The following is a 344-nucleotide window of genomic DNA, read 5'->3' as shown; positions in this document are numbered from 1 at the left end:
TCTGGGGACCACGGGCTCCTGGATAGCCTGGCTCATGAGTGTCCTCCGTTCAGGCGGCCGCTGTCGACGGCGAATTGGCCGTGAGGTCCGAGACCAAATTGCGATTGACGGATGTCGAGAGCGCGACCGCCGTTGGAGCGGGCTGACCTCCCAACGCCTCCGAAAGCCGGGCCGCGACGACCGCGGGGTCCGGCAATGCGCACATCATGGGTTCCGGCGCACGCAGCCGCCAAGGCCGGATGTGCGGCCACAGCAGCAAGTAGGACACGCGTTTGCCGTCCGACACCCCTAGCGGAATATCGCCCGAGCCGTCGTGATGGATCTTCAGAGCGGCGTTGGTGATC

General features: G+C 66.0%; 1 protein-coding gene. It reads right to left on the bottom strand.

Features of this window, described 5'->3' with window-relative positions; genetic code table 11:
- Window positions 1–49: 49 nt before the first annotated feature.
- Window positions 50–344 (bottom strand): hypothetical protein (locus OO68_RS49025; RefSeq protein WP_209442695.1); only part of this gene is annotated, 295 nt, incomplete at its 5' end.

The sequence above is a fragment of the Streptomyces iakyrus genome, assembly GCF_000717055.1.
In the GTDB taxonomy this organism is placed as follows: domain Bacteria; phylum Actinomycetota; class Actinomycetes; order Streptomycetales; family Streptomycetaceae; genus Streptomyces; species Streptomyces iakyrus.
This window is presented reverse-complemented; position numbering and strand designations above follow the sequence as displayed.